We start from the raw sequence: 19,549 nt of genomic DNA, 5'->3' as shown, positions 1-19,549 counted from the left end.
GCACAGCGCCATGGCAACAATCAACACCCCGCAGGCCCGTTACTCGACTGGCGCGATCATCCTTCACTGGCTGATCGCAATCGCCGTCATCGTGAACTGGCGCCTGGCAGAGGCGGCTGAGCATCTGGAAGGGCCGGCAGCCGCAGCCTATATGAACCCGCACAAGGCGCTGGGCATTACCGTCCTGGTCCTGACCGCGATCCGCATCGCGTGGCGCCTGATGAACCCGCCGCCCCCTATGGATCCTAACTACGCCACGTGGGAACGCATGCTGGCAAAGACGGTCCACGCGATCTTCTATATCCTGCTGATCTCGATTCCGCTGCTCGGCTGGATCGCGACGTCGTCCTTCGGGCGCGGCATCGACATGTTCGGCGTTTTCGAACTGTTCGCGCTGCCGGTCGCGAACGATCCCGAAGCGGGGAAGTGGGTGATCGGCATCCACAAGGCGCTTTGGACGCCGATGATGATCCTCATCATCCTGCATATCCTGGGCGCGCTGAAGCACCAGTTCATCGACAAGAATGGCGAACTGGGCCGCATGATTCCGGGCTTCGGCAAGCGCTGATACCCATCAGAAAACGGCCCCCCGAGCGGTGCTCGAGGGGCCGTCCTTCCGGCTAAGGTCTGCGACCCTGACCTTACCAGAAGAAGTCGTAGATCACGTCGACCACTTCGCCGCTGTACATGTTCACCAACATGACATCGTCGTAGTAGCGGACCCAGCGATAGGGGCCGTAAACCTCGGGCAGGCGATAGCGCCAAGGATCGTCGATCCAGTACCGCGAGCTATAGAACAGCGAGCCGATCGTGAAGCCGATCGACAGGCGGCGATAACGGTAGTCGCGATAGGGCGAATAATACCGGCCGACCCGATAGAGGTTACGGTTGTGGCTGCGATAGCGGTGCCAGTCATAGCGATGGTTATCGCGCCAACGGCGGTCCCAGTTGCGATAGTTCCGGTCGGAATAGCGGTCGCGGTTGTGATAGTCGCGGTCACGGCTGCGATAGTCGCGGTCGCGGTCCCGGTAACGGTCGCTCCTGTCGGCCGAACGGGTGCGATCGCGCCAGTTGTTGTCGCGATCACGGTTCGAGTCACGATCCCGGCTTGAATAATCGCGGTTGCGGTCGCGGTCCGAGTAGGTGTTGTTCCGCTCATAACGGCGATCTTCGCGAGCCGAAGCGGCAGGGCCGCGGCGGTCCGCCTGCGTTACGGGGCGGGTACGCGACTCGCTGTTGTCCGAACGGTTCCAGTCACGGCCCGAACGCGTCTGCGCGGTCTCGCTGCGGCGGTCCGACCGGTTCCACTGACGACCCGAACGTTCATCCGAACGGCTCGACTGGTTCGAAGTCGTGCGGCGGTTGTTTTCCGCGCGGGTGTCGCGCGTTTCCTGGCGACCCGTCGAACGCAGGCGCGGCGTTTCGCGGCTGCTGACGTTTTCCGAACGGCGCTGCGAGCGACGCTCTTCACGGTCGCGCAAGTTGGCGGTCATGTCGACGCTCGCGGATGCACCGTTGCGCGGGGCGATTTCGGCAGCCTGCGCGATCGGTGCACCTGCCAGCATCGTGGTGGCAAGGATCACTCCCGTCACCGCATTGAAGGCTTTTGCCCTGGTCATTGATACTCTCCACATGGATCGGCGCTAGGCGCACGTATCGGTCGCTGTGGTCGTATCTATATGTATCCGTCTGTCGCGGTCCTGAACCGGTCCGCAGACCTCCGTTCATGTTTATGTATGTTTACATGAACGGAGGTTGTGGGGATCAGCGGGTCAGCTTCTTGTAGGCAAGGCGGGTCGGACGATCCGCTGCATCGCCCAGACGGCGACGCTTGTCTTCTTCATAGGCTTCGAAGTTGCCCTCGAACCATTCGACGTGGCTGTCGCCCTCGAACGCGAGGATGTGAGTCGCCAGACGGTCGAGGAAGAAGCGGTCGTGCGAGATGACCACGGCGCAACCGGCAAAGTTCTCGATCGCGTCTTCCAGCGCACCCAGCGTTTCGACGTCGAGGTCGTTGGTCGGTTCGTCGAGCAGGAGGACGTTGCCACCCTCCTTCAGCATCTTGGCCATGTGGACGCGGTTGCGTTCACCGCCTGAAAGCTTGCCGACGTTCTTCTGCTGGTCCTGGCCCTTAAAGTTGAACGCACCGACATAGGCGCGCGTCGACATGTCCTGTCCGTTGACCTTCATGTAGTCGAGGCCGTCGGAGATTTCCTGCCAGACGTTGTTCTTGGGGTTCAGGTGATCGCGGCTCTGGTCGACATAGCCCAGGTGCACGGTCTGGCCGATTTCGATCGAGCCGCTGTCCGGCTCTTCCTTGCCGGTGATGATCTTGAAAAGCGTGGACTTACCCGCGCCGTTCGGACCGATAACGCCGACGATGCCGCCCGGCGGCAGCATGAACGAGAGGTTCTCGAACAGGAGCTTGTCGCCATAGGCCTTGGTGATGTTCTTGGCCTCGATGACCTTGCCGCCAAGGCGTTCGGGCACCTGGATGACGATCTGGGCCTTGCCGACCTGGCGCTGGTCCTGGCTGTTCTGCAGTTCCTCGAACTTGCGGATACGGGCCTTCGACTTGGTCTGGCGCGCGGCGGGGGTCTGACGGATCCACTCGAGCTCGCGCGACAGGGCCTTCTGCTTGCCCGATTCCTCGCGGCTTTCCTGCTCGAGACGCTTCGCCTTCTTTTCCAGATAGGTCGAGTAGTTGCCCTCGTAGGGATAATAAGAACCACGGTCGAGTTCGAGGATCCAGCCCACGACGTTATCGAGGAAGTAGCGGTCGTGGGTGATCATCAGGACGGCACCGGCATATTCCTTGAGGTGGTTTTCAAGCCACTGCACGGATTCGGCATCGAGGTGGTTGGTCGGTTCGTCGAGCAGCAGGATCGACGGCTTCTGGATCAGCAGGCGGGTCAGGGCCACGCGGCGCTTTTCACCGCCCGACAGGTCGGTGACGGGCCAGTCGCCCGGCGGGCAGCGCAGGGCTTCCATTGCGACCTCGAGCTGGTTGTCCAGCGTCCAGCCGTCGACCGCGTCGATCTTGTCCTGAAGCTCGCTCATCTCTGCGCCCAGCGCGTCGAAGTCGGCGTCTTCCTCGGCCATTTCCATACCGATCTGGTTGAAGCGGTCGACCATGTCAGCGATGTCGCGCGCACCGTCCTTGACGTTTTCGAGCACGGTCTTGCTCTCGTCGAGTTCCGGCTCCTGCTCCAGATAACCGACGGTGATGTTCTCGCCCGCCCAGGCTTCGCCTGTGAAGTCGGTGTCGACACCGGCCATGATCTTGATCAGCGTCGACTTACCCGCGCCGTTCGGACCCACGATGCCGATCTTGGCGCCCTGGTAGAACTGCAGGTTGATGTTGGAGAGCACCGGCTTCTGCGCGCCGGGGAAGGTCTTCGTCATGTTCTTCATGACGTATGCGTACTGGGCGGCCATGTGTCGTCCTCTTTGGGCGAAATCTGAAACTGAAGGGATTTGCCCGCGCAGATAGGCGTAATGGCGCTTTCGGGCAAGGGCCGAGGAGGGCGTGATCACATGCTGGAATGCGATTGCGAACGGCGGCCGCAAGGCGCAGGATCGCACGTGTTGCCGGGTCGCACCGAAGGAACGGGAGGACAGGTGTGTTCGGGAAAGTCCTGATTGCCGGAGCGCTGGCTGCGATGCTGGTGGCTTGCGCCACGACTGGCAAGGAGATCGGTCGCACTTACGACTGTGGGGAAGGGCTGATCCTGAAGGTGACACTCACCGGTTCCAGCGCCGTCGCCCGCCTCGGATCGTCACCGGCAATCACGCTGCGTCCCGTCCATTCGACGACGGTTTCGGTGTACGAGAGCAAGGCCGGTCACCGCCTGTCGATGACCAACGGGATGGCGACGTGGGAGGCACCGAAGCTGGACGGTGCTCGCCATTGCCGGATAGCTGGCGGGCACCACAACTAGAAGCCAGAGTGGGCGGACGACACGTGCCGCCCGCCCACAAGATCGGTGTCAGGTTCGATCAGCCCGAGACGAATACGCCGCACGCGATACGCGCACCGGCATTCCCCGAAGGCTGGCTTTCCTTGTCGTCGGCATCGGCATGGACGACGAAGGCCGAACCGTCGGTGTCGAGCAGGCCTGCCCAGGTGCCCAAAGACGTGTTCGAAAGCGTGCCCGTGCCGTCGTCGGCGATTTCGAGATTTCCGATGTCGCCGGCGTGCGGGTTCGGCGGCGAGCTGTTGGGGCCGTGATTGGTATTGTCCGGGTTCCAGTGGCCGCCGGCGCTGGTGAAGTCGGTTGCCGAGCAATCGCCGGTTTCGTGGATGTGCGCGCCGTGCATGCCGGCGGGCATGTTCATCCCCGATACCTCGACCATCAGCGCGCCGTCTTCGCCGGTCACCGTGACGTTGCCGACGACATTGCCGTCGGTGTCCTTCAGTTCGGCCATCGCGCTCTGCGCAGCGGCGGTTTCGGCAGGCTCCGAGGCCATGGTCGCTTCGCCGGCGGGCTCGCCCGAATCGCCACAGGCGGCGAGGGCAAACGGCGCGGCCAGCGCGAGGATCGAGACTTTGGCTTTAAAGGCTTTCACGGGTCACTCCTTGGATTGCGCGAAGGCGGTCACCGGCGGTGCGCGCCTTGCCGGTTCAAGCGATCGATAAGCGAGGAGGTTCCGAATTTCTCACGAAAGTGCTTTCGTGGTCCCGCGCTCGATCAGTTGCGGCTTCATGACGAGCGGCTCAATTCCGCACCCCTCGATCGCCTCGCGCAGCTTGGCGACCATGGCTTTGGCACCACCCTCGATATCCTGTCGCATCGTGGTCAGCGGCGGGAATGTCTGCGAGGCGAGGGGAAGATCGTCAAAACCGATCACCTGGACATCGCCGGGCACCGATCGGCCCATCTCGGTCACGAGGCGAACGGTGGTCATCGCGATAAGGTCGGACGCGGTTACGATGCCGTCGATACTGTCCACGTTGGCGGCCAGATGTTCGCGCAGTTCCGCCTCCATCAGCTGGTCGGACATGTGGCAGGGCAGGTGGAGCAGGCTGGCCCCTGCCTGTTTCACGACCCGTTGGACCCCGCTGAAACGGTCCGCGATCTCGATACCGGTGCGATAGCCGAAGAAGGCAAGCTTGCGGGCACCGCTGTCGACAAGGCGCTGGGCCGCGATCGCGCCGCCTTCGATATTGTCGGTGCCGACGGTGCACTGGTGCTGGCCCGGACGGTGCGAACCCCAGATCACCAACTTGGGATAGGCCTTGGCGACCTGCTCTATCGCGTCGAACTGGTCCGACTGTCCGATGACGATCACCCCGTCGACCATGCCGGACCAACAGATGCGGTCCAGCCAATCGGGTGTTTCGGCAGGGATCGCGCGGCTGAGCAGGAGGTCGTAACCGTTTTCGGTCAGCTCGTCGGCCAGGTGTCCGATCAGCTTCATGAAGAAGGGGTCGGAAATGTGCTGCTTCAGTTCGTGACCCAGCGGGATCACGACGCCGATGATGCCGGTGCGCTGGGTGCGCAGCTTGCTCGCCATCTGGTTCGGGCGAAAACCATGTTCGCGCGCGAGCGCCTGGATAAAATCGCGGGTTTTCGTCTTGACCAGATCCGATCCGGCCAGCGCGCGAGAAACCGTACCTGTCGATACGCCCGCCAGCTTCGCAAGGTCCGCAAGGGTGCGAATATGAACCGATTCTCTTTGTTCCGATGGGGTGTCCGGCCTCTCCATCTCGGCACTCTAAATTCTTTGCCGCACCGTGCAAACCATTGTTTCTGGGGTGCAGTGCGTATTGTACGAATGGTCGCGTTGACAAAATATTCAATCGATTGCAAATTGGCCTCACAAGCGGACCGGTGCGGACACCGGGAGAGGGCGGCAGGGCAAATGCACTACTGTCATGCAATGCCCTCTCCCGCGACGCGACCTCTCCCCCTCAACCGGTTCCTTCGCATGGCGCTTCAACCCGACTGGTTCGGACAAAGCGCGTGGGGGTGGTTCCGGCCCCTCGACAGGACCACCCCCCCAACCATCCCTTTCATCGGTGCTTTGCGGCGCCCGGCGGAAACGCTAGTCGCAGGGTTGCAAGACACGAGAGAGGACAGGGCCGCTCATGGACAATGATACGCCGGTTGCCGGGATCGAACTGGGCGGAACGAAGGCCATTGCCGTGCGCGGATGCGGGATGACCGTTACCGAAATGCGCTCTTTCCCGACCACCACGCCGGATGAAACGCTGGGGCAGGTGATCGACGTGCTCGCCCAGTGGGATGCAGAGGAAGCGCTTGCCGCCATCGGCATCGCCAGTTTCGGTCCGATCCGCGTGGCGACCGATGCGCCGGATTTCGGCTCGATCCTCGCAACGCCCAAGCCGGGCTGGGCGAACACGCCAGTGCTCGGCCCTGTCGCCGAACGTTTCGCCTGTCCCATCGCACTCGACACCGACGTCAACGCCGCAGCCATGGCCGAACATGCGATCGGCGCGGCGCAGGGGTGTTCGAACACGATCTACATCACCATCGGCACGGGGCTGGGCGCGGGCATTCTGCTCGATGGCAAACCCGTTCACGGACTGCTCCACCCCGAGGCGGGTCACATCCGCATGCGCCGCGCCGCAGGGGACGATTTTGCGGGCGTATGCCCGTTCCATGGCGACTGCGCCGAAGGATTGCTGAGCGGGCCAGCCCTTCTGGCAAGGCTGCCCACGCACCCTGGTGAATTGGCCGAGGACGATCCTGCGTGGGGGCCGGTGGGCAGGGACCTTGCCGAAATGCTCGCGCAGCTGATCCTGACGTTCTCGCCCCAGCGCATCGTGATCGGCGGCGGCGTCACCAATCGCCAGCCGCACCTTCTCGACAAGGCGCGGGCGCATATTCCCCAGATCCTTGCAGGCTATCTCACCGATATCGATGCGGCGCGGCTGGCATACATGATCTGCTCTCCGCTGCTGGGCGACGAGGCGGGACCGGCGGGCGCACTCGCACTCGCCTTGAAGGCGCTTGCTGAAAATCGTTGATTGCCGCGCGGCATTCTGAAAGGCGACTAACTTCGGATTGACGGGGGAATCGGACTTTCACATGGCATCACGGCCCATCGACGCGCGCGAGGCAGGCCTCGGCCTTTTCGAGAAATGGCTTTCGCTTTGGGTAGGGGCCGCGATCCTTGCGGGGATCGTCCTCGGCAACATCCTGCCGGGCGCTTTCGCCGCGCTGGCGGGGATCGAATATGCCTCGGTCAATCTAATCGTCGCGGTGCTGATCTGGGCGATGATCTTCCCGATGATGGTCGCGGTCGATTTCGGGGCGGTGCGCCGCGTCGGTGAAAGGCCCAAGGGGCTGATCATCACGCTGGTCGTGAACTGGCTGATCAAGCCCTTCACGATGGCCGCGCTCGCCGTCCTGTTCTTCGAAGTTTTCTTCGCCGACCTGATCGCGCCTGCCGATGCGCAGCAGTATATCGCGGGTCTTATCCTACTGGGCGCTGCGCCTTGCACCGCGATGGTGTTCGTCTGGTCGCAACTGACCCGCGGCGATCCGGCCTACACGCTGGTGCAGGTGGCGGCGAACGACCTCATCATGATCATCGCCTTTGCGCCGATCGTCGCGCTCTTGCTCGGTGTGACCGATATCGCCGTGCCTTGGGAAACGCTGTTGCTCTCGGTCCTGCTTTATGTCGTGGTGCCGTTGGCGGCAGGCGCGTTCGTGCGCTCGCGGCTTTTGTCAAAAAGCGGTGGGGACGAGGCGGCGGTGTCGCGTTTTACTCATACGTTGAAACCGCTGTCGATTATCGGGCTGCTCCTCACTGTCCTGCTGCTTTTCGGATTCCAGGCGGGAACGATTGTCGGCAATCCTTTGCTCATCGCACTGATCGCCGCGCCGATCGTGGTACAAAGCTACGGCATCTTCGTCATTGCCTACGCCGCCGCGCGGGTCTGGCGCGTACCCCATGCCATCGCGGCCCCCTGCGCGCTGATTGGCACGTCGAACTTTTTCGAACTGGCAGTCGCGGTGGCCATCGGGCTGTTCGGCCTCGGTAGCGGGGCTGCGCTGGCGACGGTTGTCGGCGTGCTGGTCGAAGTGCCGGTCATGCTCTCGCTCGTCGCCATCGCCAACCGTACGCGCGACAGCTTTCCCGCCGCCTGATCGCGAGTGCGCTTTGTCGCAAGCCGTAGCGTCTACGCACAATTTTAACGGACACGGCCCTAGCGGGGCCAAGCCGCTGTCGACTAGCGTTGCGGCCATCGCGAGATCGCGAGGGGGAAACGATTGTCCGCACCTGACCTGTCCTTGCTGACAAAGCGCCGATTTGGGCCGCTTTTCGTCGTCCAGTTCCTTGGCGCGTTCAACGACAACCTGCTGAAGTTCTCGCTGCTCTTCCTCGCCAGCTTTACCGTCTACGCGGCAGAGCCGGGCAAGGCAGAGATGCTGGCCACCATATCGACCGGCCTGTTCATCCTGCCTTATTTCCTGTTCTCGGCCATGGCAGGGCAGATCGCTGACACCATCGACAAGTCGAAAGTCATCCGCGTCGTAAAGCTGGGCGAAGCGGTCATCATGGGCTTCGGCCTTTTGGGCTTCCTGCTGCAGTCGATCCCGATCCTGCTGCTGGCGCTGTTCCTTTCGGGATTGCAGTCGACCTTCTTCGGTCCCGTCAAATACTCGATCATCCCGCAGCACCTGAAGCGCGAGGAGGTGATGGGCGGCACCGGCCTGATCGAGGCGGGGACGTTCGTCGCCATCCTTGGCGGCCAATTGCTGGCGGGCATCATCGATCCGTGGGTGGGGGGTATCACGGCGTTGTGTTTCGCAGGCCTCGGTTTCCTGGCCAGCCTTGCGGTGCCCAGCGCGCCTCCGGTTCGCGAAAGCCACCGGATCGACCGCAACATCTGGCGCGCGACGCTGCAGATCCTGTCCATCGCCAAGCACGGCCGCGGGGTCTGGCTCGCGATTCTCGGCATCAGCTGGTTCTTCGCGTGCGGGGCCGTCATCGTCTCGCTGTTTGCGCCGCTGGTCAGCGGAACGCTCGACGCGCAGCAAGGCGTGGTTACGCTGTTCCTGATCGTATTTTCGATGTTCGTCGCGATCGGCTCGCTGCTGGTGAACCGGCTGCTGCGTGGCGAGGTTTCGGCAAAGTTCGTGCCGGTCTCCGCCTTGTTCCTCGCGCTAGGCCTGATCGACCTCTATTTCTCGACCAGTGGTTTCGTGCCCCGCAGCAGCGACGCGACGATCGGGCTGTTCCTCGACCATCCTTTGTCGAAGCGCATCTTGGCAGACCTTGCCGTAATTGCACTGTCGGGAGGCATGTTCATCGTGCCACTCTACGCGATCCTGCAGGTCCGGTCCGATCCCGAAGAACGCTCGCGCGTGATTGCCGCCAACAACATCGTGAACGCGGGCGTGACCGTTTTTCTCGTCGCGATCATGACCGGGCTCCTTTCTATCGGCTTCGCAACGCCGGGGCTGCTGGCGGTGCTGGGCGTTATGACGCTGGCCGTCGCGCTGATGTCGATCTGGCTCCTGCCGGAATACCTGTTCAAGCAGATCACGGCCTTCGTCCTGCGCCTGCTCTACCGCGTGGAAGTGACGGGGCTCGAAAACATGCCGGCCAAGGGTGAGCGTGCGGTGGTCGTCGTCAACCACCTCTCGTTCCTCGATGGTGTGCTGTTGGGGGCGTTCCTGCCGGGCAAGCCTACCTTCGCGGTCCACACCGCGATTGCCCGCAATCTCTGGCTCAAACCGTTCTTCAGCCTATTCGAGATTTTTCCCGTCGATCCTACCAACCCGATGTCGGCCAAGGCCATGGTCCGCGCGGTGCAGGAAGGACGCACGCTGGTGATCTTCCCCGAAGGCCGCATCACGGTGACCGGCGCGCTGATGAAGGTTTTCGATGGCCCCGGCATGGTCGCGGACAAGGCCGATGCGCCCATCGTTCCGGTCCGGCTGGACGGTCCTCAGTTCACGCCGTTCTCGCGCCTCAAGGGCAAGGTTCGGCAGCAGCTTTTCCCGAAGATCACCATCGACGTCCTGCCGCAGCGACGCTTCGCGATCGATGGCGAGATGAGCGCGCGCCAACGCCGCGCCATCGCGGGACGCAGGCTCTATGATGAAATGAGCCGGATGATTTTCGACACGACAGAGATCGACCGCACGCTGTTCTCCGCCCTGTGCGCCGCGCGCGAACTGCACGGCGGCGACACGCCGGTGATTGAGGATGTGACGCGAAAACAGGTCTCTTTCGACCGCCTGATTGCGGGATCGGGCGTGCTGGGCAAACGGCTGGCGCATGGCACCGAGGTCGGCGAGGCGGTCGGCCTGCTGATGCCCAACGTCAACGGGGTGGTGGTCACCTTCTTCGCGCTGCAATCCATCGGGCGTGTGCCCGCGATGCTGAACTTCACGGTGGGCGAGGCGAGTTTGAAGCCCGCGTGTGCCACGGCGAAGATCAGGACCGTGGTAACGGCGCGAGCGTTCGTCGAACAGGCGAAGCTGGAAGGCGCGATCGACGCGCTCGAGCGCGATGGCATTGCCGTCCGTTACCTCGAAGATCTGGCAGAGACTGTCGACGGGCCGGAAAAGCTATGGGCCGCGTTCACTGTGGGCCGGATCAAACATCGCCATGTCAAACTGGGCGTCGATCCCGACAGTCCTGCCGTTATCCTGTTCACCAGCGGATCGGAAGGCACGCCCAAGGGCGTCGTGCTCAGCCATCGCAACCTGCTGGCCAACTGCGCGCAGCTGTCGGCGCGGATCGATTTCAACGGCAGCGACGTGGTGCTGAACGCGCTGCCGGTATTCCATAGCTTCGGCCTGACCGGGGGCACGCTTCTGCCGGTGCTCAACGGGATCAGGACAGTGCTCTATCCCAGTCCGCTGCATTACCGGATCGTGCCTGCGCTGGCTTACGACGCAAACGCGACGATCCTTTTCGGAACCGACACGTTCCTGTCCGGATATGCCCGCATGGCGCACGGGTACGACTTCTATTCGGTCCGTTACATCTTCGCCGGCGCCGAGAAAGTCCGGGAAGAGACGCGGCGCGCCTATGCCGAGAAGTTCGGATTGCGCATCCTCGAAGGCTATGGCGCGACGGAGGCCGCGCCGGTCATCGCGGTCAACACGCCAATGCACTTCAAGGCAGGGTCGGTCGGGCGCATGCTCCCGGCGATGGAAGCACGATTGGATAATGTGCCGGGGATCGAGGAGGGCGGACGCCTGTTCATCCGCGGTCCGAACGTGATGGCGGGATATTTTCTGGCGGGCGATCCCGGCGTCCTGCAACCGCCGGAAGGCGGCTGGCACGATACAGGCGACATCGTCACCATTGACGAGGAAGGCTTCATCACCATCCGGGGCAGGGCGAAACGCTTTGCCAAAATCGGCGGAGAGATGGTTTCGCTACCTGCGGTCGAAGGATATGCCGCGGCTGTCTGGCCGGATGCCCAAACGGCCATCGTGACGCGGCCCGATGCCAAGAAGGGCGAGCAGATGGTGCTTTACACCACGGCGGCGGATGCAGACGCGAAGGCGCTGCAAACCTGGGCCAAGGCGAATGGAATTGCGGAAATCATGGTACCGCGCGAAATACGCGTCGTGGACGCGCTGCCGGTGCTGGGCACGGGCAAGATCGACTACGTCACGCTGAACGCTATGGCGCTGGAAGAAAGCGCCTAGCGGGCGCTCGCATGAAAAGAGGCCGCCCGGACGAACCGGAACGGCCTCTTCCATGTGGAATTATTGCCCGCGGGGTTGCCCCGCGTGGCGATCAGGCACCGCGGATAAGGCGTTCCCAAAAGCCGGGGGCTTCCATGGGCTGGAGGGCGCCGAACTTGGCATAGCGCTGCGATGCGTCCGAAAACGGACGCGGCATAGTCCACCGGTCGGGCGAACTGCTGCGATAGCTGGGTGTGAACATCTTACTACCTCATGCATTCGTTACTTGTCCGTTAAAATCCTCAAAGCCAGAAAAGGTTTCCCGCGTCGAACCGATTAACCAAGTCCGGACGTTCCGAAACCGCGCCAAACCGCCCCTTCGTCCCGCTTGACGAATGACTTAAATGGTTAAGCGAGCATGAAAAATTTTTGGCCGATTCGACCGGGAAAGGCGTGGTGTTAACCTTTGCAGATGCAGAAAAGGATTAACGAACGGGCCCGCGAATCAGGACAATCGTGCGAAATTCGCTGCCCCCGGCAGCGGGCGACGGGGGGTAGCAGCGGGTCTTGCGACTATGGCGCCCGAAAGCGCCGCCAGGGCCGACACGACCTCCTGAAGGGCGTCGCTATCCAGGCTGTAAAACACCAGCTTTGCCTGTTTGCGCGACTGGACAATACCTGCACTGCGCAGGACGGCGAGTTGCTGCGACAGGCCGGGCTGGGCGATCTCGGTCGCTTCCTCGATCTGTCCGACGTTGCGTTCGCCGCCCGACAAGGCCTGCAGTATGCGGAAACGGACCGGATGGGCCACGGCCTTGAGGGCTTCGATCGGAGGCTCGCCTCCCTTTGTCTCGCCTTCCCTTGTCTTTCCGGCCATCACTTTGTCCCATTCATCGTGCGCAGGAACCAGTCGCCGTCGCCAGCGGCGCCATAAACATCGTCCAGCGTCGCGGTCGGCTGCTGAAGCAGCGGATCGCCCGCCTGCCAGTTGGCCGGGGCAAGGACGGTGGCATCGTTCGTCGCCTGCAGGGCATCGAGCATGCGGAGCATTTCCGGGGTCGAGCGGCCTACGTTGGCCGGATAACAAGTCATCGCGCGGACGACGCCATCGGGATCGATGAAAAAGGTTGTTCGTACCGTACCACTGTCATGGGCGTCGGCCGCGACCATCCCGTAGGCGCGCCCGATCACGAGAGTCGGATCCTCGATGATGGGAAAGCGAACTTCCACCCCAAACCTGTCGCGGATCATCCGCAGCCAGGCGAAGTGCGAAAACAGGCTGTCCACCGATAGCGCCATCAACGCGCAGTCCCGATCCGCAAAGTCCTTTGCCACCTTCGCCAGCTCGACAAACTCGGTCGTGCAGACGGGCGTGAAGTCCGCCGGGTGCGAGAAGAGGATGAGCCAGCGTCCGCGGAAATCGGACAGCCGAACATTGCCGGCCGTACTGCGGGCCGAGAAATCCGGAGCGACATCGCCGATGCGCAGGCCGGAACACGGTGGGTTGGTCTGATCCATGCCGGCTTTATTGCAGCTTGACTTTCGGAAAGCAATACATATACACGATTTATGTAAATAAATTTTGGAGGCTGCAATGTCCCGAGATGCCGTTATCGATCGCGCTGCCGAGCAGGTTGGCCGCGCTCAGGCCGACAAGGCGTTAAGGCCCACTATTGCTGGGTTTTTCGACGAAGCTACATATACCGTCAGCTACGTTGTGCACGATCCTGCGACGAACGAGGCCGCGATCATCGACTCGGTGCTCGATTACGAGGCGGCCTCGGGCCGTACCGCGCATGGTTCTGCGGATCGAATTGTCGAGTATATAAATACGAATAATCTGAAAGTGATGTGGCTGATCGAGACGCATGCCCATGCCGATCACATCTCTGCCGCGCCCTATCTTCAGCAGAAGCTGGGCGGAAAACTGGCCATCGGCAAGGAGATCATTCGCGTCCAGGAGGTTTTCGGCAAGCTGTTCAACGCCGGCACCGATTTCCAGCGCGACGGTTCGCAGTTCGACAAGCTGTTCGAGGATGGCGAGACCTTCCGCATCGGCGAACTTGAGGGCATGGCGCTTCACGTGCCGGGCCATACGCCTGCCGACATGGCTTTCCTGATCGGCGATGCCGCGTTTGTCGGCGACACGATCTTCATGCCCGATTTCGGCACCGCTCGCGCCGACTTCCCCGGAGGCGATGCGCGCCAGTTGTTCCAGTCGATCCGTCGTCTCCTTTCCCTGCCGGACGAAACCCGCCTTTTCCTGTGTCACGACTACAAGGCGCCGGGCCGCGACGAATATGCGTGGGAGACCACCGTCAAGCAGCAGCGCGAGGAGAACGTCCACGTGAAGGATGGCGTGACCGAGGACGAGTTCGTCGAGATGCGCACTAGCCGCGACAAGACGCTGGCCATGCCCAACCTCATCATGCCCAGCGTCCAGGTAAACATTCGCGGCGGGCGCCTGCCCGAGCCTGAGGATAATGGCGTCAGCTACATCAAGATCCCGGTGAACGCGGTATGACGATCCCCGGTTTCCCTGATGCCGCGCCGCTTGCGGGCCTGATCGGCGGCATTCTCATCGGCCTTTCGGCTGCGGTCATGCTGCTCGGCATGGGCCGCATTGCGGGTGTTTCCGGCATTTTCGCCAAGGCGACCGGCGTTGGCGGCAGCGGCATTTCGCGCGGCGGGGCATGGGCCTTCGTGCTCGGCCTGCCGCTCGGCGCGCTAATCGTCGCGATAGTCACCGGCGGGGTCGATGCGCAGTTTGCAGGCTTCGGCCCGATTATCGTTGCTGGCCTGCTGGTCGGCATCGGCACCCGGCTGGGCAGCGGCTGTACCAGCGGCCACGGCGTTTGCGGCGTCAGCCGGCTTTCCGCCCGCTCGATCGTCGCCACGGCCACGTTTATGGTCGCGGGGATCGTCACGGTCGCCGTCATGAACGCGATGGGGATGGAGGTGCTGAAATGAGCAGCAGGATCCTGACCCCGCTCGCCGCCGGAACGCTGTTCGGCGCTGGCCTCACCATCGGCGGCATGACCGATCCGGCGCGCGTGCGCGGCTTTCTCGACATCTTCGGCGACTGGGACCCGACGCTGGCCTTCGTCATGGGCGGTGCGGTCATCGTCATGGCCATCGCGTGGCGCATCGTGCCCCGCATGGTGGAGCCGATCTTTGCCGAGAAGTTCCATATTCCCGACCGGTCAGACCTGACGCCCAGCCTGATCGGTGGTTCGGCGCTGTTCGGCGTGGGTTGGGGCATCGCCGGGCTGTGCCCTGGTCCCGGCCTCGCCGCGCTGGTGATCGAACCGGCACTGGCTGCGACTTTCGTCGTCTCGATGTTTGCAGGGATGTTGATCCTGCGCCTTTTTGAACGGAACTGACCCATGGATATTCGCCGCATAGACGATCGGTTCGCGGTTTCGCCGCAGATTACGCCTGCCGACGTAGAAAGGCTCGCGGCCGAAGGCTTTACGACGATCGTCTGCAACCGCCCCGATAGCGAAGAGGCAGGCCAGCCGACCTCCGTCGCCATTGCCAAGGCGGCGAAGCAGGCAGGTTTGGATTTCCACCTGATCGCCGTGTCGGGCGGGGCCTTTCCCGAAACCGCCGTCGCCCGTTTTCGCGGCGTGCGGCAGGCCGCTGACGGTCCGGTGTTGGCTTACTGCCGCACCGGCACACGTTCGATCACGCTGGAGACGCTGGCTAACCCCGAGAACCGGTCGATCGACGACCGCCTCTCGCGCGCGGCGGCGGCCGGTTACGACCTGTCGGCCCTGCGCGAAACGCTGGTCTGCGAAGAGAACTGAAGCACAGGAGAAGGCACGATGGCGCAGGCACTTTCGCACAAGGTTCTGATCATCGGCGGCGGAGCGGCCGGGATATCGACGGCGTCATCGATGCTGAAGCGCGAACCCATGCTCGACATTGCGATCGTCGAGCCTTCGCCATCGCACTACTATCAGCCCGGGTGGACGATGGTCGGCGGCGGTGTCTTCAAGGCGCCTGTCACCTGCCGCCCGATGGCGGATGTCATGCCCGACCGCGTGAAGTGGATCCGCGAATCGGCGGCCAGCTTCCAGCCTGCAAACAACACCGTCACTCTGTCCGACGGAACCACGATCACTTACGAAATGTTGATCGTTGCGCCGGGCATCCGGCTTGCCTGGGAAAAGATCGAGGGCCTGGCCGAAACGCTGGGCAAGAACGGCGTGACCTCGAACTACCGCTTCGACCTTGCGCCCTATACCTGGGATCTCGTCAGGAACCTGAAGTCCGGCCGCGCGCTTTTCACGCAGCCGCCGATGCCGATCAAGTGCGCCGGTGCACCGCAAAAAGCGATGTACCTGTCCTGCGACACTTGGGAGCATAACGGCGCGCTGCCCAATATCGATGTCGAGTTCCACAATGCGGGCGGTGTTCTGTTCGGCGTTTCTGCCTATGTCCCGGCGCTGATGGAGTATGTCGATCGCTACGGCATCGGGTTGAACTTCGGCTCGACTCTGGTCGCTGTCGACGGGCCTTCGCGAAAAGCGACCTTCAAGACCGAAGCGGGCGAAGTGACCCGCGATTTCGACATGATCCACGTCGTCCCGCCGCAAATTGCGCCCGAATTCGTGGCCGACAGCCCGCTTGCGGGCGATGCAGGCTTTGTCGACGTCGACAAGTTTACCATGCGCCACGTCAAGTATCCGAACATCTTCGGCCTCGGCGATGCAGGCTCGATGCCCAATGCCAAGACCGCTGCCGCCGCGCGCAAGCAGGCGCCGATCGTGGCCGTGAACGCGCTTTCGGTATTGAACGGCGGAGAGCCGGTTGCCGATTACGACGGCTATGGCTCGTGCCCGCTGACGGTCGAGAAGGGCCGCATCGTGCTGGCCGAGTTTGGATATGACGGAAAGCTGCTGCCCACGTTTCCCAAGTGGATCATCGACGGAACCCGTCCGCGCCGCCTGTCGTGGCTGCTGAAGTCCGAGGTGCTGCCGTGGGTTTACTGGAACGGTATGCTCAAGGGTCATGAATGGCTGGTCAAGCCGCATGAAAAACAGGACCACTGATGACCACCGAAACCGCCACGGCCACACCCCGCAAGGCAACCAGGCCCGGCATCGTCGCGCAGTATCTGCCGATCCTCGACTGGGGGCGGCGTTACGACAAGACGATTTTCACGAACGACCTGATCGCGGCGGTGATCGTGACGATCATGCTGATTCCGCAGAGCCTTGCCTATGCGCTGCTTGCAGGGCTGCCGCCGGTCGTCGGGCTTTACGCCTCGATCCTGCCGCTGGTCGCCTATGCGATCTTCGGGACGAGCCGGACGCTGGCGGTCGGGCCGGTCGCAGTCGTCTCGCTGATGACGGCATCGGCGGCGGGCGCCGTCGCGGCGCAGGGCACGGCGCAGTACATGGAGGCGGCGATCACGCTGGCCGCGCTGTCGGGCGTAATGCTGGCGGTGCTGGGCATCTTGCGCATGGGCTTTCTAGCGAACCTGCTATCGCATCCGGTCATCTCGGGCTTCATCACGGCGAGCGGCATCCTGATCGCGACCAGTCAGTTGAAGCACATCCTCGGCGTCAAAGCCGGCGGTGATAATTGGCCCGACATGTTGGGCTCGCTTTTAGCGGCGCTCAACAGCGTGAATGTCTGGGCGATGGGTGTCGGCGTCTTTGCGACAGTGTTCCTGTTCTGGGTACGCAAGGGTGCAAAGCCTGCGCTGATGAAGCTCGGCATCAAACCGCGCATGGCGGAAATCGGAGCGAAGGCGGGACCGGTCGTGGCAGTGGCGCTGACCATCGTTGCGGCACTTACCCTCGACCTCGGTGACAAGGGCGTGAACCTTGTCGGCGCGATCCCGCAGGGTCTGCCGCCGTTTGCGGTGCCGTCGACCGACATCGGCCTCATTTCGCAGCTCTGGGTTCCGGCCCTCCTGATCTCGATCATCGGCTTTGTGGAATCGGTCTCTGTCGCGCAGACGCTGGCCGCCAAGCGCCGCCAGCGCATCGCGCCGAACCAGGAACTGATCGGGCTTGGCGCCTCGAACATCGCCAGCGCCTTTTCGGGCGGTTACCCGGTGACCGGCGGTTTCGCCCGTTCCGTCGTCAACTTCGACGCGGGCGCGGAAACGCCGGCGGCTGGTGCGTTTACGGCGGTCGGCATTGCGCTCGCCTCGCTGTTCCTGACCCCGCTGCTGTTCAACCTGCCGATAGCCACGTTGGCGGCGACGATCATCGTTGCCGTACTCAGTCTCGTCGATCTCAAGACGCCGGGCCAGTTATGGCGCTATTCCAAGTCCGACTTTGCGGCGCACGTGGCAACGATTGGCATCACGCTTTTGGCAGGCGTCGAACTGGGCGTTATCGCGGGTGTCGCGGTTGGCTTGCTGCTCTACCTGTGGCGCGCGTCTCGGCCCCACGCCGCCGTCATCGGCCGCGTGCCGGAGACCGAGCATTTCCGTAATGTCGAGCGGCACGACGTGTTCACCGTCCCCCACGTCCTGTCGATCCGCGTGGACGAGAGCCTGACCTACCTCAACGCCCGCTGGCTTGAGGAATACGTGCTCGAACGCGTCGCGGATCAGCCTGAGGTGCGCAATGTCATCCTTCTGTTTAGCGCGGTGAACGAAGTGGATGCCTCGGGTCTGGAAAGCCTTGAGGCGATCAATCACCGGATGATCGACGCCGGGATCGGGCTGCACTTGTCCGAAGTGAAGGGGCCGGTGATGGACCGTTTGCAGCGCACCCATTTCGTGGACGAGTTGAACGGCGAGGTCTTCCTCTCGCACGCCCGCGCTTTCGCAAAACTGGTGCGCGACGACGGCAACGATCATTCGCCAATGCACGATAACGCACGCGGGATGATCTGAGGGCAGTTGCTACCGGGCGGGAGCGTTTGGGCGTCTCGACGGTTGCAGGAATGGCAGGTGCGTGCCAAAGCGCCGCCACGGTATCACTGCGATTGCGAAAGGGCAGGACATGGCGTCCTCGAATCTGGCCGGCAAGCTCGTCACTCTCATCGGCGGAAGCGGTTTTCTCGGAACCCGCGTCGCGCAGGATCTCCTGCGCAAGGGCGTCCGTTTGCGCGTTGCGAGCCGCGATCCCAAGAAGTCCTGGCACCTGAAGCCGCTGGCCAATCTCGGCCAGCTCCAGTTCGCCGCGATGGACATCCGCAATCCCAAATCGGTCGAGGCGATCGTGGCAGGCTCCGACATGGTCGTGAACCTCGTCGGCGCGTTCGACGGCGATCTCGACGCCGTGCAGGGCAGCGGCGCCGGCCGTGCGGCGGAACTGGCCAGGAAGGCCGGCGCAACCGCCTTCGTCCATGTTTCGGCCATCGGCGCGAATGTCGACAGCGAAGTCGCCTACCAGCGTTCGAAGGGCATTGGCGAACAGGCCGTGACCGAAGCGTTCCCCGGTGCGACGATCATCCGTCCCTCGATCATCTTCGGTGAGGACGACGAATTCCTCAACATGTTCGGCGGCCTCATTTCGACCCTGCCGTTCCTGCCGGTCTTCGCACCCGACGCGAAGCTCCAGCCCGTCCATGTCGAGGACGTGGCCGGTGCGATCGTCAAGGTGCTCGAAAACCCGTCGCTGGCGGGCAAGACTTATGAACTGGCCGGGCCCGAAGTGCTCACGATGCTTGAACTGAACGAGCGTATCGCGAAGTCGCAGGACCGTTCGCGCGGTTTCCTGCCGCTGCCCGATTTTGCAGGTCGCACCTTTGCAAAGGCCACCGGCTGGCTGCCGGGCGCGCCGATCAGCAGCGACCAGTACGAAATGCTATCACAGGGTAACGTGGCAAGCGGCGAATGCCCCGGCTTTGCCAAGCTGGGCATAGAACCGTCGCCGATGACGCTGTTCCTCGACCGCTGGATGACGCGTTTCCGCAAGCATGGCCGCTTCCACGAAGCAGGCATCTGAGCA

19 protein-coding genes are annotated in these 19,549 nt (G+C 62.9%); 12 read left to right on the top strand and 7 right to left on the bottom strand.

Going from position 1 to position 19,549, the window contains the following annotated elements; translation table 11 throughout:
- The first annotated feature begins 10 nt into the window (after positions 1–10).
- Positions 11–568: a cytochrome b gene (locus tag A9D15_RS08495; protein WP_066763935.1), complete on the top strand. Its 558-nt coding sequence runs from the start codon at positions 11–13 to the stop codon at positions 566–568.
- Between the two features lie 73 nt (positions 569–641).
- Here A9D15_RS08495 and A9D15_RS08490 read toward each other — a convergent pair whose 3' ends face one another.
- Positions 642–1,619: an RcnB family protein gene (locus A9D15_RS08490; RefSeq protein WP_172807499.1), complete on the bottom strand. Its 978-nt coding sequence runs from the start codon at positions 1,617–1,619 to the stop codon at positions 642–644.
- Positions 1,620–1,764: 145 nt separating this feature from the next.
- Complete coding sequence (gene ettA / locus A9D15_RS08485) at positions 1,765–3,438, bottom strand: energy-dependent translational throttle protein EttA (protein ID WP_066763933.1); 1,674 nt, start codon at positions 3,436–3,438, stop codon at positions 1,765–1,767.
- 185 nt (positions 3,439–3,623) lie between these two features.
- Between ettA and A9D15_RS08480 the strand changes: the two genes are divergently transcribed.
- Positions 3,624–3,941 carry a hypothetical protein gene (locus A9D15_RS08480; RefSeq protein WP_066763931.1) on the top strand — a complete coding sequence of 106 codons (318 nt, stop codon included), beginning with the start codon at positions 3,624–3,626 and terminating at the stop codon, positions 3,939–3,941.
- Positions 3,942–3,999: 58 nt separating this feature from the next.
- On the opposite strand, the gene A9D15_RS08475 is transcribed toward A9D15_RS08480, so the two are convergent.
- The gene (locus tag A9D15_RS08475; RefSeq protein ID WP_066763929.1) at positions 4,000–4,569 is read right to left on the bottom strand and encodes a superoxide dismutase family protein; all 570 of its coding nucleotides are present in this window, start codon (positions 4,567–4,569) and stop codon (positions 4,000–4,002) included.
- Positions 4,570–4,659: 90 nt separating this feature from the next.
- The gene (locus A9D15_RS08470; protein WP_066763927.1) at positions 4,660–5,709 is read right to left on the bottom strand and encodes a LacI family DNA-binding transcriptional regulator; all 1,050 of its coding nucleotides are present in this window, start codon (positions 5,707–5,709) and stop codon (positions 4,660–4,662) included.
- A gap of 382 nt (positions 5,710–6,091) precedes the next feature.
- Between A9D15_RS08470 and A9D15_RS08465 the strand changes: the two genes are divergently transcribed.
- The 3 genes from A9D15_RS08465 (at position 6,092) to A9D15_RS08455 (ending at position 11,648) form a co-directional block, all read left to right on the top strand.
- On the top strand, positions 6,092–6,994 hold the full coding sequence (locus A9D15_RS08465; RefSeq protein ID WP_066763925.1) for an ROK family protein: 903 nt from the start codon (positions 6,092–6,094) through the stop codon (positions 6,992–6,994).
- Positions 6,995–7,055: 61 nt separating this feature from the next.
- Entirely contained in the window at positions 7,056–8,120 is a 1,065-nt protein-coding gene (gene arsB, locus A9D15_RS08460) for an ACR3 family arsenite efflux transporter (RefSeq protein ID WP_066763923.1), read from the top strand.
- A 123-nt stretch (positions 8,121–8,243) separates the two neighbouring features.
- On the top strand, positions 8,244–11,648 hold the full coding sequence (locus tag A9D15_RS08455; RefSeq protein WP_229660390.1) for an acyl-[ACP]--phospholipid O-acyltransferase: 3,405 nt from the start codon (positions 8,244–8,246) through the stop codon (positions 11,646–11,648).
- 91 nt (positions 11,649–11,739) lie between these two features.
- Here the strand turns inward: A9D15_RS08455 and A9D15_RS16755 are convergent, their stop codons facing one another.
- From A9D15_RS16755 to A9D15_RS08445, 3 genes are all read right to left on the bottom strand, one after another.
- Positions 11,740–11,889: a hypothetical protein gene (locus A9D15_RS16755; RefSeq protein WP_172807498.1), complete on the bottom strand. Its 150-nt coding sequence runs from the start codon at positions 11,887–11,889 to the stop codon at positions 11,740–11,742.
- Between the two features lie 243 nt (positions 11,890–12,132).
- Positions 12,133–12,504 carry an ArsR/SmtB family transcription factor gene (locus A9D15_RS08450; protein ID WP_066763917.1) on the bottom strand — a complete coding sequence of 124 codons (372 nt, stop codon included), beginning with the start codon at positions 12,502–12,504 and terminating at the stop codon, positions 12,133–12,135.
- Entirely contained in the window at positions 12,504–13,145 is a 642-nt protein-coding gene (locus tag A9D15_RS08445; protein WP_066763915.1) for a peroxiredoxin, read from the bottom strand. Before A9D15_RS08445 ends, A9D15_RS08450 begins: the two co-directional genes overlap by 1 nt.
- 76 nt (positions 13,146–13,221) lie before the next feature.
- Between A9D15_RS08445 and A9D15_RS08440 the strand changes: the two genes are divergently transcribed.
- The 7 genes from A9D15_RS08440 (at position 13,222) to A9D15_RS08410 (ending at position 19,546) form a co-directional block, all read left to right on the top strand.
- Positions 13,222–14,151: an MBL fold metallo-hydrolase gene (locus tag A9D15_RS08440; RefSeq protein ID WP_066763914.1), complete on the top strand. Its 930-nt coding sequence runs from the start codon at positions 13,222–13,224 to the stop codon at positions 14,149–14,151.
- Positions 14,148–14,597, top strand: coding sequence for a YeeE/YedE family protein (locus A9D15_RS08435; protein ID WP_066763912.1), 450 nt, complete (start codon positions 14,148–14,150; stop codon positions 14,595–14,597). Before A9D15_RS08440 ends, A9D15_RS08435 begins: the two co-directional genes overlap by 4 nt.
- The gene (locus A9D15_RS08430; RefSeq protein WP_066763906.1) at positions 14,594–15,010 is read left to right on the top strand and encodes a DUF6691 family protein; all 417 of its coding nucleotides are present in this window, start codon (positions 14,594–14,596) and stop codon (positions 15,008–15,010) included. Before A9D15_RS08435 ends, A9D15_RS08430 begins: the two co-directional genes overlap by 4 nt.
- A gap of 3 nt (positions 15,011–15,013) precedes the next feature.
- Positions 15,014–15,436: a protein tyrosine phosphatase family protein gene (locus tag A9D15_RS16930; RefSeq protein WP_066763904.1), complete on the top strand. Its 423-nt coding sequence runs from the start codon at positions 15,014–15,016 to the stop codon at positions 15,434–15,436.
- Between the two features lie 18 nt (positions 15,437–15,454).
- The gene (locus A9D15_RS08420; protein ID WP_066763902.1) at positions 15,455–16,684 is read left to right on the top strand and encodes an NAD(P)/FAD-dependent oxidoreductase; all 1,230 of its coding nucleotides are present in this window, start codon (positions 15,455–15,457) and stop codon (positions 16,682–16,684) included.
- Positions 16,684–18,489, top strand: coding sequence for a SulP family inorganic anion transporter (locus tag A9D15_RS08415; RefSeq protein WP_066763896.1), 1,806 nt, complete (start codon positions 16,684–16,686; stop codon positions 18,487–18,489). Before A9D15_RS08420 ends, A9D15_RS08415 begins: the two co-directional genes overlap by 1 nt.
- 109 nt (positions 18,490–18,598) lie before the next feature.
- The gene (locus A9D15_RS08410; protein WP_066763894.1) at positions 18,599–19,546 is read left to right on the top strand and encodes a complex I NDUFA9 subunit family protein; all 948 of its coding nucleotides are present in this window, start codon (positions 18,599–18,601) and stop codon (positions 19,544–19,546) included.
- Positions 19,547–19,549 lie beyond the last annotated feature (3 nt).

The organism is Croceicoccus pelagius, assembly GCF_001661915.1.
In the GTDB taxonomy this organism is placed as follows: Bacteria; Pseudomonadota; Alphaproteobacteria; order Sphingomonadales; family Sphingomonadaceae; genus Croceicoccus; species Croceicoccus pelagius.
Note: the sequence above shows the minus strand (reverse complement) of the source record. Positions and strands in the feature narration are given on the sequence as shown.

Excerpts from the sequence above, each read along its gene's own strand:
- arsB (WP_066763923.1), top strand. The coding sequence starts at position 7,056 with ATGGCATCACGGCCCATCGACGCGCGCGAGGCAGGCCTCGGCCTTTTC.
- A9D15_RS08495 (WP_066763935.1), top strand. The coding sequence starts at position 11 with ATGGCAACAATCAACACCCCGCAGGCCCGTTACTCGACTGGCGCGATC.
- A9D15_RS08415 (WP_066763896.1), top strand. The coding sequence starts at position 16,684 with ATGACCACCGAAACCGCCACGGCCACACCCCGCAAGGCAACCAGGCCC.
- A9D15_RS08430 (WP_066763906.1), top strand. The coding sequence starts at position 14,594 with ATGAGCAGCAGGATCCTGACCCCGCTCGCCGCCGGAACGCTGTTCGGC.
- A9D15_RS16755 (WP_172807498.1), bottom strand. The coding sequence starts at position 11,889 with ATGTTCACACCCAGCTATCGCAGCAGTTCGCCCGACCGGTGGACTATG.
- ettA (WP_066763933.1), bottom strand. The coding sequence starts at position 3,438 with ATGGCCGCCCAGTACGCATACGTCATGAAGAACATGACGAAGACCTTC.
- A9D15_RS08410 (WP_066763894.1), top strand. The coding sequence starts at position 18,599 with ATGGCGTCCTCGAATCTGGCCGGCAAGCTCGTCACTCTCATCGGCGGA.
- A9D15_RS16930 (WP_066763904.1), top strand. The coding sequence starts at position 15,014 with ATGGATATTCGCCGCATAGACGATCGGTTCGCGGTTTCGCCGCAGATT.
- A9D15_RS08435 (WP_066763912.1), top strand. The coding sequence starts at position 14,148 with ATGACGATCCCCGGTTTCCCTGATGCCGCGCCGCTTGCGGGCCTGATC.
- A9D15_RS08450 (WP_066763917.1), bottom strand. The coding sequence starts at position 12,504 with ATGGCCGGAAAGACAAGGGAAGGCGAGACAAAGGGAGGCGAGCCTCCG.
- A9D15_RS08440 (WP_066763914.1), top strand. The coding sequence starts at position 13,222 with ATGTCCCGAGATGCCGTTATCGATCGCGCTGCCGAGCAGGTTGGCCGC.
- A9D15_RS08465 (WP_066763925.1), top strand. The coding sequence starts at position 6,092 with ATGGACAATGATACGCCGGTTGCCGGGATCGAACTGGGCGGAACGAAG.
- A9D15_RS08420 (WP_066763902.1), top strand. The coding sequence starts at position 15,455 with ATGGCGCAGGCACTTTCGCACAAGGTTCTGATCATCGGCGGCGGAGCG.
- A9D15_RS08470 (WP_066763927.1), bottom strand. The coding sequence starts at position 5,709 with ATGGAGAGGCCGGACACCCCATCGGAACAAAGAGAATCGGTTCATATT.
- A9D15_RS08445 (WP_066763915.1), bottom strand. The coding sequence starts at position 13,145 with ATGGATCAGACCAACCCACCGTGTTCCGGCCTGCGCATCGGCGATGTC.
- A9D15_RS08490 (WP_172807499.1), bottom strand. The coding sequence starts at position 1,619 with ATGACCAGGGCAAAAGCCTTCAATGCGGTGACGGGAGTGATCCTTGCC.